This window comes from Lactiplantibacillus herbarum (genome assembly GCF_001039045.1).
GTDB lineage: Bacteria > Bacillota > Bacilli > Lactobacillales > Lactobacillaceae > Lactiplantibacillus > Lactiplantibacillus herbarum.
Genome location: NZ_LFEE01000023.1, coordinates 1 through 17,163 on the forward strand (window position 1 = coordinate 1; position 17,163 = coordinate 17,163).

The 17,163-nt window shown below is 44.0% G+C and carries 19 protein-coding genes; all 19 read right to left on the reverse strand.

Features of this window, described 5'->3' with window-relative positions; translation table 11 throughout:
* Positions 1-102 precede the first annotated feature (102 nt).
* The 19 genes from ACG95_RS08720 to atpB all read right to left on the reverse strand — a co-directional run bounded on the left by ACG95_RS08720 (position 103) and on the right by atpB (position 17,125).
* Positions 103-1,020, reverse strand: coding sequence for an L-lactate dehydrogenase (locus ACG95_RS08720; RefSeq protein ID WP_048000177.1), 918 nt, complete (start codon positions 1,018-1,020; stop codon positions 103-105).
* A 692-nt stretch (positions 1,021-1,712) separates the two neighbouring features.
* Entirely contained in the window at positions 1,713-2,537 is an 825-nt protein-coding gene (locus tag ACG95_RS08725) for a MetQ/NlpA family ABC transporter substrate-binding protein (RefSeq protein WP_048000178.1), read from the reverse strand.
* Between the two features lie 36 nt (positions 2,538-2,573).
* Entirely contained in the window at positions 2,574-3,263 is a 690-nt protein-coding gene (locus ACG95_RS08730; RefSeq protein WP_048000179.1) for a methionine ABC transporter permease, read from the reverse strand.
* Positions 3,256-4,287, reverse strand: coding sequence for a methionine ABC transporter ATP-binding protein (locus ACG95_RS08735; protein WP_048000180.1), 1,032 nt, complete (start codon positions 4,285-4,287; stop codon positions 3,256-3,258). The genes ACG95_RS08730 and ACG95_RS08735 overlap by 8 nt, the downstream gene beginning before the upstream one ends.
* A 369-nt stretch (positions 4,288-4,656) precedes the next feature.
* Positions 4,657-4,953 carry a glycine cleavage system H family protein gene (locus ACG95_RS08740; RefSeq protein ID WP_048000181.1) on the reverse strand — a complete coding sequence of 99 codons (297 nt, stop codon included), beginning with the start codon at positions 4,951-4,953 and terminating at the stop codon, positions 4,657-4,659.
* Positions 4,954-4,982: 29 nt separating this feature from the next.
* Complete coding sequence (locus ACG95_RS08745; RefSeq protein ID WP_048000182.1) at positions 4,983-6,188, reverse strand: FtsW/RodA/SpoVE family cell cycle protein; 1,206 nt, start codon at positions 6,186-6,188, stop codon at positions 4,983-4,985.
* A gap of 167 nt (positions 6,189-6,355) precedes the next feature.
* The gene (locus ACG95_RS08750) at positions 6,356-6,583 is read right to left on the reverse strand and encodes a DUF2969 domain-containing protein (RefSeq protein WP_048000183.1); all 228 of its coding nucleotides are present in this window, start codon (positions 6,581-6,583) and stop codon (positions 6,356-6,358) included.
* Positions 6,567-6,839, reverse strand: a complete 273-nt coding sequence (yidD, locus tag ACG95_RS14220; RefSeq protein ID WP_082137344.1) for a membrane protein insertion efficiency factor YidD — start codon at positions 6,837-6,839, stop codon at positions 6,567-6,569. Before yidD ends, ACG95_RS08750 begins: the two co-directional genes overlap by 17 nt.
* 6 nt (positions 6,840-6,845) lie before the next feature.
* Positions 6,846-7,847 carry a rod shape-determining protein gene (gene mreB / locus ACG95_RS08755; protein ID WP_048000184.1) on the reverse strand — a complete coding sequence of 334 codons (1,002 nt, stop codon included), beginning with the start codon at positions 7,845-7,847 and terminating at the stop codon, positions 6,846-6,848.
* A 128-nt stretch (positions 7,848-7,975) separates the two neighbouring features.
* On the reverse strand, positions 7,976-8,530 hold the full coding sequence (locus ACG95_RS08760) for a GNAT family N-acetyltransferase (RefSeq protein WP_048000185.1): 555 nt from the start codon (positions 8,528-8,530) through the stop codon (positions 7,976-7,978).
* Between the two features lie 196 nt (positions 8,531-8,726).
* A complete protein-coding gene (gene murA, locus ACG95_RS08765) occupies positions 8,727-10,043 on the reverse strand; it encodes a UDP-N-acetylglucosamine 1-carboxyvinyltransferase (RefSeq protein WP_048000186.1) in 1,317 nt (438 codons plus the stop codon).
* Positions 10,044-10,670: 627 nt separating this feature from the next.
* The gene (locus ACG95_RS08770) at positions 10,671-11,099 is read right to left on the reverse strand and encodes a F0F1 ATP synthase subunit epsilon (RefSeq protein WP_048000187.1); all 429 of its coding nucleotides are present in this window, start codon (positions 11,097-11,099) and stop codon (positions 10,671-10,673) included.
* Positions 11,100-11,110: 11 nt separating this feature from the next.
* Positions 11,111-12,514: a F0F1 ATP synthase subunit beta gene (gene atpD, locus ACG95_RS08775; protein WP_048000188.1), complete on the reverse strand. Its 1,404-nt coding sequence runs from the start codon at positions 12,512-12,514 to the stop codon at positions 11,111-11,113.
* A gap of 24 nt (positions 12,515-12,538) precedes the next feature.
* Positions 12,539-13,483, reverse strand: coding sequence for a F0F1 ATP synthase subunit gamma (locus ACG95_RS08780; protein ID WP_048000189.1), 945 nt, complete (start codon positions 13,481-13,483; stop codon positions 12,539-12,541).
* A 29-nt stretch (positions 13,484-13,512) separates the two neighbouring features.
* Positions 13,513-15,033, reverse strand: a complete 1,521-nt coding sequence (gene atpA / locus ACG95_RS08785; RefSeq protein ID WP_048000190.1) for a F0F1 ATP synthase subunit alpha — start codon at positions 15,031-15,033, stop codon at positions 13,513-13,515.
* Positions 15,034-15,055: 22 nt separating this feature from the next.
* Positions 15,056-15,604 (reverse strand): ATP synthase F1 subunit delta, encoded by a 549-nt coding sequence (atpH, locus tag ACG95_RS08790; protein ID WP_048000191.1) that lies wholly within the window; start codon positions 15,602-15,604, stop codon positions 15,056-15,058.
* On the reverse strand, positions 15,594-16,109 hold the full coding sequence (atpF, locus tag ACG95_RS08795; RefSeq protein WP_048000192.1) for a F0F1 ATP synthase subunit B: 516 nt from the start codon (positions 16,107-16,109) through the stop codon (positions 15,594-15,596). Before atpF ends, atpH begins: the two co-directional genes overlap by 11 nt.
* A gap of 52 nt (positions 16,110-16,161) precedes the next feature.
* Positions 16,162-16,374: a F0F1 ATP synthase subunit C gene (gene atpE / locus ACG95_RS08800; RefSeq protein ID WP_003639224.1), complete on the reverse strand. Its 213-nt coding sequence runs from the start codon at positions 16,372-16,374 to the stop codon at positions 16,162-16,164.
* A gap of 37 nt (positions 16,375-16,411) precedes the next feature.
* Complete coding sequence (atpB, locus tag ACG95_RS08805) at positions 16,412-17,125, reverse strand: F0F1 ATP synthase subunit A (protein WP_048000193.1); 714 nt, start codon at positions 17,123-17,125, stop codon at positions 16,412-16,414.
* Between the last annotated feature and the right edge of the window lie 38 nt (positions 17,126-17,163).

Below are 17,163 nucleotides of genomic sequence, written 5' to 3' on the forward strand. Positions count from 1 at the left end.
AGTTGTTTTGGGACTTTCAACCTTTAGTCAGAATACAAAAAGGACTATGACTTATGTCACAGCCCCTAAGTTGCTTTCAATAATTGTGATTAAGTTCTGGCACTAAGCTTGTGGTAAAACATCAACTTGTGATTTGATGAATTTCGCGGAAGCTGTTAATGAGGCTTGTTCATCCACTGTTAATTCCAGTTGGATCAATGATTCGACCCCATTTTTACCAATAACGGCTGGCATCCCAACATAGGTCCCAAACTGAGGATCATATGCAGATACGGGACAAGCTAACTGAGCATCAGCACTGACTGCTTCAGCAAGACGCACGCCACACGTTGCAATCGCAAAGTTGGTGTAGTGCTTACCTTCCATGACTGCAAAGGCGCCTTGACGAGCATCTTCTTCCAACTGATTTAAGTCTAAATTGGGGAAGTTCTTAATTGACTGACCATTAACACTGACCGTTGACCAGGCAACAAATTGTGAGTTACCGTGTTCACCATAAACATAACCAGCAACGTTCTTGCCATTCGTTCCAACGGCTTGACCAACGTATTTTTGCATCCGGGCAGTGTCCAAGAACGTCCCGGTACCGAAGACCCGGTTACGAGGAAAACCAGTCATCCGTTGCAAGTAATCGGTCATGACGTCACATGGATTCATAATGTCGATCAGAATCCCCTTAAAACCAGATGCCACAATCTTAGGTGCAATATCACGGACAATTGCTTGGTTAGAATCATACTCACCAAAACGCCCCTTAGGACTGTTCATATCAATCGCTTTAATATTACCCGATGCAATGATCAATACTTCTGCATCAGCTAACGCTGTATAATCATTTAAAATAATCTTCGTGGTTGAGCTCAGACGTGCTGAAGCATCGTCTAAATCGAGTTTTTGGGCTGTCGCCAAGGCCTCATTCTTATCAATTAAAACCAATTCATCGACGGTTCCCTGTTGAACTAATGTATAGGCTACGGTCGCTCCGACCTGCCCTAACCCGATCACACCATATTTACGCATGCTGCAAACCCCAATCTGTAGTTTATTTAACTTGGTAAGCGTACCTTGCAACCGCTGCAAAGTCAAGCGGGACAACAACGGTTTGACTCTTACTTAAAGTTCTAAAGATATAAAGAAGCGCTTAGTTCACCGCTCCGCCAGCCGGGGAAACGTGCCGTGGGGACCGGGTCCAGCCAAAGTGCGGTCTAGGTCCTCGCTTGCAAGCCTAAAATTCAAGGCTTCCAAGACGTCCCGTAATTTAAGACGGCCAAGAACGCCATCTTAGATTACCTTCACGGCACGTTTTCCCAGCTAGCTCCGCTTAAATTCAGCTTGATCACTAACTTATTAGTTAGTATCCAACTATTGTTTGATCACACTAGAATTACCAAAGATTGTCAAAAAAGTAACAACCAACCTAGCCGGAGGTGATCCGTACTAGCGGTGCTGTGAAGGTGGCCTTAGTCCGGTGATTTTTGCCGGAGTTAGGCCACGGACGTCTTGGTCATTGGCGAATTAGGCCAAGGATCAAGACGAGAGTTAAGACCGCTTCTCAGGCTTAACTCGGTCCCACAGCTGAGCTAGTACGGACCACCGGAGGCGAAAGTTAAAACTAACCTAAACTTTTCTATCCAACAATTAACTTTCATCTACGTTATCAACAAAAAAAGAAGCCCAGCAACTACGCTGGACTTCAATAATTAATAACAAGTTTAGTCGGTTGAAACGGGCATGATCGCACCCTTGTACTTCTTTTCAATCCACTTTTGCGTACTCTTAGAACGGAGGGCCTTCATTAACTTCTTAATGGCAGGCTTGTTCTGATCCCCCTTACGAACGGCAACGATGTTCGCGTATGGTGAGTCGGATTTTTCAAGTGAAATTGCGTCCTTCTTAGGGTTCAAACCTGATTGAACCGCGTAGTTGGCATTGATCACAACGGCATCACCTTCGCTATTCTTGTAGAAGGTAGGCATTAGCTTAGCCTCGTAAGAATGCTTGAACTTCAAGTGACGCTTGTTCGTCTTGATGTCGCTGAAGGTTGCTGACGTTAAGTCGGTCCCCTTCTTCAACGTAATTAGACCAGCATCCTTAAAGAGTGTTAATACCCGGCCATAGTCGGCAACGTTGCTGCTGACTAAGACGGTAGCGCCATCCTTTAAGTCTTTTAAGTTCTTGACCTTCTTAGAGTAAACACCGATTGGTTCCAAATGGACTTTACCGGCTGAAACTAAGGTGCCGTTATTTTCTTTGTTCCAGTTATTTAAGAATGGGACGTGTTGGAAATAATTGGCATCGAGTTCCTTAGATGCTAGCGCCTTGTTAGGGAGTACGTAATCTTGGAAGACTTTGATTTTCAAGTTAACGCCTTCCTTTTTCAATTCTGGCTGAATGTGCTTCAAAATTTCAGCGTGCGGTACGGCGGAAGCCCCTACCGTAATTGTCGTTGTTTTACTTGAAGAAGACTTACCACAACCCACTAATAAGAACGCGGTGGCTGCCACTGCTAATAACCCTAAAATTCGCTTTTTTTGCATAACTAATTCCCTCCTATGACTTTTTTACTTATTAAATTAAGCCCGCTTGTCGATACGACGAACGGCCAAATCCCCGATAAACTGGAAGACAAACACGATCAGAACGATAATCACCGTTGCGACTAACGTGATCGCATTGTTATTTGACTGGAACCCATCTTGGTAGGCTAAGTTACCCAAGCCACCAGCACCGATCGCACCGGCCATCGCGGTATAACCAATCAGTGAAATCGTGGTAACGGTGATTCCAGATACCAATGCTGGCATACTTTCTGGTAACAAGACCTTACGAATGATCTGCCAGCGAGTTGCGCCCATTGATTCAGCAGCTTCGATGACCCCATGATCCAATTCGTGAAAAGCTAGTTCAACCATCCGGGCATAGAATGGTGCGGCCGAGATGATCAATGATGGTAACGCCGCCCGTGGTCCGATAATCGTCCCTACCAGCTTAGACGTAACTGGTAATAATAGCACAATTAAAATGATAAATGGAATTGACCGGAACACGTTAACAAACAGCGCCACAATCCAATTTAAGGCCTTGGCTAATAGATTTTCACTATTAGTCGTCTCATAAAGCAACAACCCTAGGGCGATTCCTAAGACCGCCACCACGATCATTGAAACGATTGTTAGCCAAAACGTTTCCCACGTAGCTGTCAACATGTTATTCCAATCAACGTTTGAGAAATCAAAATATGAACCTAATCCCTGACTATTCACGATTTAAGACCTCCGTTTCAACCCGCATCTTTTGTAGGTACGCAAGAGCGCCCTTAATCTGATCAGCGTCACCCGTTAATTGTAGGTATAGCGAACCGATTGCACCTTCTTGAGTTTGGTGAATCCCACCTTCAATAATGTTCAAATCTAGTGGGTACTGACGTAGCATTTCCGAAACAATCGGTAACTGCGCTTGATCGCCGTGGAAGGTCAGCTTAACGATTGTGCCCTTAGGATACTTGGTCAATAACTGATCGACAACCACCGTAGTATCCGTTAATGATGGTGTAACTTCCTCGTTAACGAAGCGCTTCGTAACTGCCTGTTGTGGCCGTTTGAAGACTTCTAGCACTGGTCCCTGTTCAACGATCGTCCCAGCTTCCATAACTGCCACGTGATCCGCAATCTTACGAATAACGTGCATTTCATGAGTGATCAGGATAATCGTCAAATGTAACTTCTGGTTAATGGATAATAGTAAATCCAGAACCTCATCCGTTGTCTGTGGATCCAACGCGCTAGTGGCTTCATCAGATAATAGAATCTGTGGATCGTTGGCTAACGCCCGTGCAATCCCGACCCGCTGCTTTTGTCCACCAGATAGTTCAGATGGATACGCCGTTTCACGTCCATCCAGGCCAACTAACTCGGCGAGATGCTTGGCTTTTTCACGAGCCTCGGATTTTGACTTACCCGCAATTTCAAGTGGAAACATGATGTTTTCTAAAACGGTCCGTGACCATAATAAGTTGAAATGTTGGAAGATCATCCCGATCTTTTGTCGTTGATCCCGTAACTTAGCACCACTCAACGCGGTGATATCCACGTCATCGATAACTACCGAACCACTCGTTGGCGTTTCCAAACCGTTCAGCATTCGGACCAACGTACTCTTACCGGCACCTGAATAGCCAACAATACCGTAAATATGGCCATCTTCGATCTTTAGATTAACATCTTGGACCGCATGAACTGCACCCTGTTTAGCATCAAAGGTCTTGGTCACATCTTTAAATTCAATCAATTCAATTCCTCCTTACGCATCAAAAAAAGCTTCCCGTCCTGTGGATAATTATAAAATAATCATCAACAGGACGAGAAGCTTAGTCTCGCGGTACCACCCATCTTCACAACCAGTTCACACTGATTGTCTCAAGAGTTACTATGAACTCCGCATGATAATGGGTGCGACCCAAACTCAGCTTACCTAAAGCTCACTGAATTTCATTACTTCAAGACCATCTTCTGTTTCACGATCAATTCCCTTTCACCAACCAGGAACTCTCTGCGTAATCGTAACCACGTACTCATCTTTTCAAAATGATAATTTTTTTAATCAATTGTTAATGTAACGAGTATACCGAGCATCCAACTAATTGTCAAGGACTGACGATTAGTCCACGTCGATTAACCAAGCAACCCCGTCTTCTAGGCTGTTGAGTGCCTCAAAGTTTTCTTTCAAAGCGGGATTAACGGCAACGACCGTCCCATTAATTGGGCAGTTGAATTCTGAGACTGCTTTGGTGGCTTCAACGCTTAAAAAGGCTTCATTCTGACTAACCTTGTCACCAATGGTTGGTAATTCGACGTATTTTACTTCGCCCAACGCATCATGAGCCGCTTTAGTTAAGCCTAAGCGGGTATGACCATCTACATCCTTAGTCCAAAAATAAGTTGCATCTTCACTCATCTTAACACCCTACTTTCTCATTAAATTCGTTATTCAAACCGATCGTTACGGCTGAACATGTATGACTTGTAATGATACCGCATGGACATCATTAACCCGATCCCAGCCATATTCGCAATCAGGGCCGAACCCCCTTGGCTAATAAATGGCAATGGAATCCCAGTCATTGGTAATAACCCAATACTCATCCCAATATTTTCAAACACGTGGAATAGAATCATCATGATAACCCCGGTTGAAATATAAGCATAAAATTCATTCTTCGTATCAAAAGTGACCCGAATCATTTGGTAAATCAGTAGGAAGTACAGCAAAATAACGACCGCACAACCGACAAAACCAAAGTTTTCACCAATAACTGAGAAAATCATATCTGATTCTCGAACGGGCACGGTGACGTGTGACACGTTAAAACCACGTCCAGTAATCTGACCAGAACCAATCGCCTTCATACTCTGCCAGACTTGGTAGGCATTGTTCGACGTATCGGTCGATGGGTTCAACCACGTATCGATTCGTGCAAATTGGTACTGCTTAAACCCAATTGCTTCAAGAATATGCCGACCACTGTTTGAGATCACTAAATACAACGCTGTCCCAGCAATTGCAAAGACAACCCCAAAGGTAGGTGCCAACAACCGCCATGAAATCCCAGAAACCAGAATCACACCACCTACCATTGCAAAGAACACTAACATCGTCCCAAAGTCATTCTGTAACTTCAGCAGGATCGCAACTGGAACCGTATAAGCAACTAGCTTACCGATCAATTGCCAATCTCCAGCTGTGGTATGCGCTGGATTCTCCGTATTATGCATCGTGACGACCCGTCCCATCATCAGGATAAAGGCCGGCTTCATAACTTCTGACGGTTGCAACGTTAACGATCCAATCGCAAACCAACTTTTGGCACCGGTACTGTCATACAGCGAACGACTATAGAGTAATAGCACTGCCGCCAGTAGGAAGATCCCAAACCAATAAGCAATCGGTGCGACTCGCCACAGCTGCTCAGAGTCAAACTGCATAATAATAACGGCCAAAGCCGTCCCAATGACAAACCACATCACTTGTGAGATCACTTGCTTAGTGACGTTTACTGAACTAGAATCGTGCACCGCAGCAACGTAAATCGAGGCTAACCCGATCAATCCCAGCATCATCACCGAAAATATGATACCCCAGTCAATTCTTGAATCCTCGTCTTGACCTCGGAGTCTAGATTCTTCTGCCACAAATAACGCTCCTAACCTATACTGGTCAGCGACGATCATCAGATGCTTACATCTAAATCATCACCACCAACGCTGACACTTCATAATTTTTTATCTCTAAAGATAACTCACATTATACAACAACCTGGTGCCGAATTCTCGGAACCAGGTTGAAGGTTTACTAAAAATTAGCCTTTATGAAGATGGTAAGCAGACAAGATTTCTTGTAAGCTTTCATCAAAAGATTTCGTACGAGCAAACGGTTTGTTGGCACTAGCCATCTCTGCTTCAAAACGTTCTTCGATTTGAGTGACCTGACCAATCACCTGTTTGCCAATGAGAACTTCCGTCACGGTTTGACCGTTGACTTTAGTTTCATTTAACGCAACTGAAATAGCCTTATCTTTTTTTGACACGGGTTACTTCCTCCTTAAATTGCGGATTACGGCGTAATGAAAAATGCGTGGGTACGGGGTCAAAACCGCCTTTTACAAAAGGCTGACACCGCAGAATCCTCGCAATCCCCATCAAGCTTCCCTTCAACGCGCCAAAGTGATCAATTGCATCAATGGTATACGTTGAACAGGTTGGATAGTAACGACAATGCGCCGGGCTAAATGCTGAAAAAGCACGCTGATAAAAACGAACGCCTTTAATCAATAACCGTCGCATGGTTAATTACTTGTTCTTCTTCGTGGTAGCTTGCATGTGTTCCAGCAAGATTCCGGCACCCTGAGCCACGTTGTTGAGTGGATGCTCAGCAACCATGACGGGTACACGTAAGTTCTCACTGATCAATTGATCTAAACCACTGAGAAGTGCGCCACCACCAGTTAAGGTAATCCCGCGATCAATAATATCAGCGGCAATTTCTGGTGGTAAGGTTTCCATCACGTGATGCGCCGTGTTAACGATCTGCATCAAAGTTTCATGGATTGCTTCTTCAACTTGGTTAGAGTCAATGTCAAGTGAGCGAGGCATACCGGTAACGGTATCACGTCCACGTACCTGAGTGACCTTATCGTCTTCGCCTTCTTGTTTGAAGACTTGCGCGATTTCAATCTTAACCTTTTCAGCACTACGTTCACCGATTAATAGGTGATGTTGATCCTTAACATAGTTAGCAATATCTTGGTTCATGCGATCGCCAGCCATCCGTAATGAACTGCTAGCTACGATGTCCCCTAATGATAAGACAGCAATATCACTAGTCCCACCACCAATATCGATGACCATGTTACCGCGAGGCTGGAAGATATCCATTCCAGCACCAATGGCAGCAACTTTAGGTTCAACTTCTAAGTAGACCTTACTACCGCCAGATTTTTCGGCAGCTTGTAAGATTGCTTTACGTTCAATTTCAGTTGTATTCGTTGGCGTACAAATCATGATACTTGGTCGTGACATGATTCCGCGAACGTTTAATTTTTTGATAAAATACGACAGCATTTCTTCGGTGACGTCAAAATCAGAGATTACCCCGTCTTTTAACGGCCGAATTGCCCGAATATTGCTAGGTGTTTTCCCAACCATTTGATAGGCTTCGGATCCAACTGCCAAGACTTGATTCGTGTTCGTATCAATGGCAACAACGGATGGTTCGTTCAACACGATACCCTTCCCTGATACGTAAATCAAAACATTGGCAGTACCCAAGTCAATACCAATATCTAAAGCCATGTTTTTGCTCCTCTCAAACATACAATTATACGACTAATCATTATACCATACTCACTAGTTGATGAGAACTAACGCCAACCCTAACATCACCGCTTAGGCTATGTTAGGGTTGGCTGGTGACTAGCGAGTTAGTCGTCGCGCCGTTTTGACCACTCATCCACCGTTAGCGAATAGATGGCCTCATCACGATACTCACCATTGACCAAAATATTTTCTGGTAAGGTTGCATCTAAGCGATATTGACGACGTTCAGCGACGGCCCGACTAGCAAGGTTCGCCACGTCAGCGCCAAGCGCTACTTTGTGCAAGTCTAATTCAGTAAATGCAATCTCTTCCAAACGTTCCAGCGATTTAGTCATCACACCGTGACCGACAAAAGCTTGGCCTAACCAGTAACCAATCTCACCATGATGGTTGACTGAATTGATATTATGAATATCGATCATCCCAGCAACCTCACCATCCACAACGATGGTCGTAATAAACATCTCACCGCGAGCTTGCTTGGTTAAGACGGATTCAATAAACTGTCGTTCGTCTGCGACTGTTCTAGTCCCATCTACCCATGGCATCCATGGTTGCAGATGAACACGGTTTTGATCAATTAGATCAAAAAGTGGTTCAGCATCTGCCACTTCAGTTGGTTTTAATGAAATGTGCTTGTCAATAATGTTAATAAACATCGTATATCCTCCTGAATGATTCAGCGTTTGGCATCAAAGCCACTGATTTTTAAATTTTAAACCTTAATAGCCGCAAGGTCGTTATTCCGTACCTTTATTCGGCAACTTTATTCGGCTTTTATACCCGCTTGTATAAAAAAAGCCTTCAAACACGAGTTTATCGCACTTTGAAGGTTTTGTAAGCAATTATTTATGATTATTCAGCAGCTTCGTTAGCAAAATCAGGTTTTACAGCGTAAACGGCCGCGTCTGGCACGTTAATCCGTTTAATCTCCGCACCCAATTTGGCCAACTTACCATGGAAATTAAAGTAGCCGCGATCGAGATATTTCAAATTAGTCACTTCAGTATAGCCGTGACTAATTAAGCCAGCGATAACTAACGCAGCAGCAGCTCGTAAGTCGGTTGCCGCTACCTGAGCACCGTTGAAATCAGTTGGCCCGTACATGATCACGGAACGACCTTCAACCTTAAAATCAGCATTCATCCGCCGTAATTCATCCAAGTGCATGAAGCGGTTTTCAAATACCGTTTCGGTTAAAACACTCGTCCCCTCCGCACACAATTGCATAATCGTCATTTGTGGTTGCATATCCGTTGGGAATCCAGGGTGTGGTAACGTCTTAACCGAGGTTGGTTTCAAGTGCTTAGGTCCAATCACCCGAATACCAGCAGATTCTTCAGTAACCGTAACGCCCATTTCGCGCATTTTAGCGATCAATGGCTGGTTGTGCTCCGCAATAGCGTCTTTAATCAAGACATTCCCCTGCGTCACCGCAGCGGCAACCATGAACGTTCCAGCTTCGATCCGATCCTGAACGATACTGTGATCACAACCATGCATGGCCGTAACCCCTTCGATCCGAATCGTTTCGGTTCCAGCACCCGTGACCTTAGCACCCATTTTATTCAAAATATTGGCTAAATCAACAATCTCTGGTTCGCGCGCCACGTTTTGCATCGTGGTCTCGCCTTCTGCCAAGGTAGCTGCCATCATGATATTCTGGGTGGCACCAACGCTAGGAAAATCTAAGTTGATGACCGCACCGTGCAACCGCTGGGCAGTAGCCTCAACGTAACCATCATGACGCTCGATGGTCGCCCCCAGTGCACTGAGGCCCTTCAAATGTAAATCAATCGGTCGTGACCCAATCGCACAACCACCGGGCATTGCAACTTTAGCATGTCCAAGCCGTGCTAGTAGTGGTCCCATGACAACGATTGACGCCCGCATCTTAGAAACGTATTGGAACGGTGCTTCTGCAGATAACTCTTGACTAGCATCAATATCAACGGTCTTATTGATTTCATCAAAATCAATTTTAGTATTTAAAAATCTAAGTACATTATTCATTGTGAATACATCTGATAGAACTGGTACATTGGATAAATGCGTGTGCCCTGAACTAGCTAGCAAACCTGCTGCTAGAATTGGCAATACTGCATTTTTAGCGCCCTCAATATGAACATTTCCTGTCAAACGTTGACCGCCATGAACTACAATTTCCTCCATGGATAAACCCTCCATCACCAAACGATTATGACCAAAACAAGTTACGTAAGATTTCGGATTGCGTTAACACTTTAATAAGCTAAGCAATAATTAACCAGGCCGTCACTCAGCCTGGATGATGCCGATTATGAATACCCCAATAACTTTTACACAGGTTATCCAATAAGCAATCCAAATACACTTAAACCATCGCAGCAGATTCCAGTACTACTAGCAACTAGTGCTAGTAACCGTACCGGATCTTACTTTGATTCTTAATCATCATAACATAGAACCAATCGCTAGAAATATTACATTTTACAATTTTGTTACAATCGTAATATTAACAACTATCACTTGTGATTAGTTAACTAATTAGCTATCGCTAGCTGTTTAATCCCATCTAAACAGCCTCCAACAAGCGCCTTTATTTGCTTTATAAGTAAACGATTACAGTCCTTTTCTTTACCAGTTTATGCCCGTCATTATTCGGTTCATCACCCAGAATTGCAGTCGGGCATCACGATTAGACCGCTTATCTTGCCCAACACTACGACTTAATATAATTAATGCTGACTAGTCGGGCCAAATTGAGACACAAAAAAACACCCACAAAAAATTGTGAGTGTTTTCAGAATTCTATTTCAATTAATGGTGCGCTACGTTCAAGCGGTTCATTGCTCGACGTAAGGCAACTTGCGCACGCGACAACTCAGCATCATCATGCTTTTGTTGGGCATCTTGGATGCGGCTTTCGGCACGTTTCCGTGCGTTTTCAGCTCGCGCAACGTCAATATCATTCTGACGTTCAGCACTATCCGCCACAATGGTTGCAACGTTTTCGCTGAATTCTACGAAACCACCGTTAACGGCAATTTCATCGTCTTCCTGATCCTTTTCCATTTGCTTGATCCGAACCTCATCAATTGCAAGCGATGCAACCATTGGGATGTGGTTCGGTAAAATCCCGAGTTCACCGTCGATCGTACGAACGATCAACATTGGTGTTTTGTTCTCATAGACCTGACCGTCTGGAGTTACGATGCTAACGGTTAATGATTTTGCATTGTCAGCCATGTAAACCCCTCCTAATCAGTTACCATCGTTTTCGCTTTTTCGACGACGTCTTCGATCTTACCAACTTGACGGAAAGCGTCTTCTGGTAGGTCATCATATTTACCTTCAAGGATTTCTTTAAAACCAGTAATGGTTTCCTTGATTGGTACGTATGAACCGGGTTGACCGGTAAAGTTTTCGGCAACGAAGAAGTTCTGTGATAAGAAGAATTGAATCCGCCGTGCACGAGCAACGGTGGTCTTTTCATCGTCAGACAATTCGTCCATCCCTAAGATCGAAATGATATCTTGCAATTCACGGTAACGTTGCAAGACCCGTTGAACTTCAGTAGCCACTTCATAGTGTTCTGCACCCACGATTGATGGGTCCAAAGCGATTGATGAAGAAGCCAATGGGTCAACGGCTGGGTAGATCCCTTGTTCAGTCAAAGAACGTTCCAAGTTGGTCGTCGCGTCCAAATGGGCGAAAGTCGTTGCGGGTGCCGGGTCGGTATAATCATCGGCAGGCACATAAACGGCTTGAATTGAAGTAACGGAACCCTTCTTAGTTGAAGTAATCCGTTCTTGCAACTGACCCATTTCAGTAGCTAAAGTTGGTTGGTAACCAACGGCTGAAGGAATCCGCCCAAGTAAGGCGGAAACTTCAGAACCAGCTTGCGTAAACCGGAAGATGTTATCGATAAATAACAGCACGTCTTGACCCTGAACATCACGGAAGTATTCCGCAATTGTTAACCCAGTCAAGGCAACCCGCATACGAGCACCAGGTGGTTCGTTCATTTGACCATAAACCATGGCAGTATTCTTTAACACGCCGGATTCCTTCATTTCGAAATAAAGGTCATTCCCTTCACGTGTACGTTCACCAACACCGGTAAACACAGAAATACCATTATGTTCTTGGGCAATATTATGAATCAATTCTTGAATTAAAACGGTTTTACCAACACCGGCACCACCGAACAAACCAATCTTACCACCACGAACATATGGTGCTAAGAGGTCGATAACTTTAATCCCAGTTTCCAATACTTCTGTACTGGTCGTTAATTCATCATACTTAGGCGCATCCCGGTGAATTGGGTTACGTTCTGCATCTGGACCGAATTCTGAACCACCATCGATGGTTTCTCCCAAAACATTAAAGACCCGGCCTAACGTCTCTTTACCAACGGGAACGGTGATTGAAGAACCAGTGTCTTCAACTGCCATACCCCGACGTAAACCATCCGTACCATCCATTGCGACAGTCCGAACGACCCCATCCCCTAATTCCAACGATACTTCAACCGTTAAGGTATCATCGTTGTCCTTTTGGATGATCAAGGCGTTATTAATATCGGGTAACTTATCGTTTAGAGAGAATTCAACGTCGACAACGGGTCCAATAACTTGTACAACTTTACCTGTACTCATTAGTCGTTAATTCCTCCCACTTCGTTATTCTTGCGCAACCAAGCCACCAGTGATTTCAGTAATTTCAGTGGTAATAGCAGCTTGACGTGCGCGGTTATATTTTAGATTTAGCTTATCGATTAAATCGCCAGCGTTATCTGATGCAGCCTTCATCGCCGTAGACGACGAAGCGTGTTCAGCAGTCTTAGCATCCAAAATCGCACCATAGACCAGGCTTTCAGCGTATTGTGGCAATACAGCCGACAAAATCGCTTCTTCTGACGGTTCCATTTCATACTCAGGACCGACCTCGACCCGGCTATCTTTGGCCTTACGATTATCTACTTCGCTCTGTTCAAAGGTTTCTTCGGAGATCGGTAGCATTTTAACTGACCGGAAACCGGAAGAAAGCCGGTTGATAAAGTGATTGTAGAACACGTAAAGTTCATCAAAGACTTCGTTATGGTACATCGAAGTGACTGTCTTAACGATTTCACGAACTTCTGTAAAGGTTGGGACGTCAGAAACGCCGCGGTATTCATAGGCCACGTTTAACCCATTCCGTTTATAGAAGTCCGCACCAGTGCCACCAACCGCCAAAACGACTGCGTTATCGGCATCTAACTTGTGGGTCCGCATGAAGTCATTGGTTTGTTTCAAAACGCTACTGTTGTAGCTCCCAACGAGTCCTCGATCCGAAGTAATGACCAATAAACCAGTCTTTTTAACGGGACGCTGTGCCAATAATTCGCTTACCGAAATGGTATTTGAATTACTGTTCGCAACGCCCGCACTTGCTGACATCAGATGAGCTTTGGCAAGATGTGAAACGATGCTTTCAACTTTAGAAGCGTACACCTGATACGTTTTCGTATGCTTTTGAATCTGGTTCAACTTAGAAGTCGAAACCATTTGCATTGCGGACGTAATCTGATGAGTCTTCTTCGTTGAGTCAATTCGGCGCTTGACATCCATTAATGATTCTGCCATGCACTACTCACCATCCTTTTCAGCCATAACTATTCAGCAGCGGCAGCGGTTGGCTGGAACTGCTCTGAGAATGCGTCCAATGCACCATTCATTTGATCGGTAGCTGGCAACTTCTTAGTTGACAGAATCGTATCAAATAATTCTTGATGGCTAGCACGAACGAATTCAAATAATTCATTTTGGAAACGAGCGATATCGCTAACAGCAACTTTATCCAAGTAGCCGTTCGTCAAAGCGTAAAGAATCATAACTTGTTCTTCGACCTTTAATGGTGAATGAACAGGTTGTTTCAAGACTTCAACGATGCGTTCCCCACGATTTAACTTAGCTTGCGTTGCAGCATCTAAGTCAGAACCGAATTGTGAGAATGATTCCAATTCACGGTATGAAGCCAAGTCAAGACGTAACGTCCCGGCAACAGACTTCATAGCCTTGATTTGAGCATCCCCACCAACCCGAGAAACAGAAGCCCCGGCATCAATCGCTGGACGAACACCTGAATAGAATGAATCGCTATCCAAGAAGATTTGACCATCGGTGATGGAAATAACGTTGGTTGGAATGTAGGCTGAAATATCCCCAGCTTGGGTTTCGATGATTGGTAAGGCAGTCATTGAACCACCACCCAATTCATCATTCAACTTAGCAGCACGTTCAAGTAAACGTGAATGTAAGTAGAAAACATCCCCAGGATAAGCTTCACGACCTGGAGGACGACGAAGGATCAATGAGAGTTCACGGTAAGCCGTAGCTTGTTTTGAAAGGTCATCATAGACGATCAAAACGTGCTTGCCGTTTGCCATGAATTCTTCACCCATTGCAGCCCCAGCATAAGGTGCTAAGTAAAGCAATGGTGCTGGTTCAGCAGGACCGGCAGTAACGACGATCGTGTAATCCATTGCGCCTAATCGCTTAAGCGTTTCAACTTGAGCACGCACCGTTGAATCTTTTTGACCAATAGCAACGTAGACACAAATCATGTCTTGGTCTTTTTGGTTCAAAATAGCATCAATGGCAACAGAAGTCTTCCCAGTCTTACGGTCACCGATAATCAATTCACGTTGGCCACGACCAATTGGAACTAAGGCATCAATGGCCTTGATCCCAGTTTGAAGTGGTTCGTCAACTGATTTACGTTGCATAATACCAGGAGCTTTGTGTTCAATTGGCCGCGTATTCGTGGTCTTGATTTCACCTAAGCCGTCGACTGGTTGACCCAATGCGTTAACGACCCGTCCAATCATGGCTTCCCCTACAGGAACTTCCATGATACGGCCAGTCCGTTTAACAGTATCGCCTTCACGAATACCATCAAAGTCCCCTAAGATAACGATACCAACATCGTTACTTTCAAGGTTTTGTACCATCCCGTAAACGCCATTACTAAATTCGAGTAATTCACCTTGTAAGGCATTATCGAGTCCGTGGGCACGGGCGATCCCATCACCAACATAGGTGACAGTACCGGTTTCAGCGACTGAGAGTTCAGTTTGGTAACTCTCTAATTGTTGTTTAATTAGAGCACTGATTTCTTCAGATTTAATGCTCATAAAAGTTTCACCTCTTCGTTAACTAATTGTTGTTGATGAGTGCTCGTTTTAAATTCATTAATTGTAACGCAACGCTGCCATCAAACGTTTGATTATTTGACTTCACAATTACGCCACCCATGATTGCTTCATCAACTTTACGTGATAAAACAACTTGGTCAGCGCCAACACGTTCAGCAAACGCCTTAGCAATCGCATCAGCTTGTTCATCTGACAACTTGACCGCAGACGTTACTTCGGCATGCACTATCTTGTGACTCTCATCATAACGTTGTTCAAATACGTCAACAATGTCAACTAAGTTAGACATGCGGCCGTAATCATACAACATCTGAATAAAGTTTTTAATGTATTCTGAAGCATGGTCAGTCAAAGTTGACAACGTTGTCTGCTTTTGATCAACCGAAAGCAATGATCCTGAAAGGACCTCTGCCAATTGCGGATTGTCGACAAAGACTTGCCGTAATTGCTGTAACTCAGTCAGGAATGCTTCGGTCTGATCTTTTTCAATTGCAAGTTCAAAGAGTGCCTTTGAATAACGGTTTGCAATCGTAAGATTATCAAGACTCATGCTTTCCCAACCCTTCAATATAGGAATTAATTAATGCCTGTTGACCTTCCGGATCCAACTGTTTTTTGATAATCTTCGTTGCAATAGCAACGGAAATATCAGCGACGTCAGATTGGACGTTCTTCAAGGCATCTTGACGCTCCTGTTCAATATCTTTACGCGCATTTTGCTTGTACTGTGCTGCTTCGTTTTGTGCGTCAGAAACGATCGTTGCACGTTGCTTCTCACCACTCTGCTTAGCATCAGCCACAATATCGCTGGCTTCTGCGTGTGAGTGTGATAAGGCATCGCGACGTTGATCAGCTAAGTCGCTCGCTTCTAAGCGAGACTTCTGTGCTGAGTCAATATCGTTGGCAATCTTGTCCGCACGGTCACTCATCATTTTCACAACGGGATTCCACGCAACGGACGCAATCAACGCCATCAAGACGATGAAACAAATACCGACAAACAACATGTCACCAAGGTATAGACCGGATGCACCGATAATTAAATGCGAGAGCATCTAATGACACCTCCTTCTTTCATTTTCATAAAATGAACTCGTTGACCAATGATTACTTGTTCATAACCATTAAAGCAACAACGAAGGAAATGATAGGCATTGATTCAATTAACCCAACACCGATAAACATGTTAGTCCGTAATTGACCAGATAATTCTGGCTGACGGGCCATACCTTCAAGCATCTTAGAAATAACCAATCCGTTACCAATACCAGCACCTAAAGCGGCACCAAACATAGCAATACCTGCAGCAATTGCTCCCATAATCTGTGTATCCTCCTTAAAATTAAAAAACTAGAAATTATTCCTCATCGTTGACCTTTTGAGAAATATATACCGAAGTCAAGGTTACGAACACGAACGCTTGAATACTCCCGATAAACACTGAGAAACCTTGCCATAAGAGTTCGATTGGGAATGAATAAACATATCCAAACCATCCGTTACTCTTAGCTAAATCGGCAACTTTGACTAACAGCATTTCACCGGCAAAAATATTCCCGAACAACCGGAGCCCTAAGGTTAGGAAGTCGGTAAATTGTTCAAAGATGTTAATGACCGAAAAGACAGCGAAGGGTTGCGTGTATTCTTTCAAATACCCTTTCATACCCTTCTTCTGTACACCAGCAGCATGTGCTAATGCAACGGACATAAACGATAACGTCAAAGTGACAATCGGATCTGCGGTTGGACTTTTAACGTACGTATACTCACCGACTTGGATATGAATAAACAACCCAAGTTGGTTAGCGATGAAAATGAAAAGAAATAGCGTAAACGCGTACAAACCGAAATGCGAAGCGTCATTTCCCTTAATCGAACCTTTGACAATGCCATTCGTGAACTCGATGAGCCACTCCAGCACATTTTGTCCACCCTTGGGCTTCATTGCTATATGTCGCGATAGGAAAAATACTGCTAAGAACACTATCAGACAAGTCAGTAATACTGAGAGGTCATTTGCGATATTAAACGTAAGTCCAAGGAATTTGACTGTAGGAACTGGATCACCCACTGAATATCACCTCTTTCCTTTAATTTCGGTGCCACGAT